This window comes from Staphylococcus pseudoxylosus, assembly GCF_003697915.1.
Lineage (GTDB): Bacteria > Bacillota > Bacilli > Staphylococcales > Staphylococcaceae > Staphylococcus > Staphylococcus pseudoxylosus.
Genome location: NZ_RCVN01000097.1, coordinates 1 through 231, shown reverse-complemented (window position 1 = coordinate 231; position 231 = coordinate 1). Strand labels below are relative to the sequence as shown.

Genomic DNA, 231 nt, shown 5'->3' with positions numbered 1-231 from the left:
ATGGCGTCATTATATCTTGAACTATTAAGATATCTTTTCGTATTTTCTGATTAAAAAGTGCTTTGTTGATAATATTTGCAACTAGGAATGTATCATAACTTGATGATAGAACAGGTAAATCATGTTCATTCGCAAAATTAATAACTTTATTAGATGGCTTAAATCCACCAGTAATTAATATAGCCGTGCCTCTTTTTAAAGCTTCAATCTGCACATCTTCGCGATTTCCGA

Annotated in this window: 1 protein-coding gene; it reads right to left on the bottom strand. The window is 31.2% G+C overall.

Features of this window, described 5'->3' with window-relative positions; genetic code table 11:
- A partial coding sequence (locus D9V42_RS14960) for a DRTGG domain-containing protein (RefSeq protein WP_244204794.1) occupies positions 1-231 on the bottom strand: 231 nt, incomplete at both ends.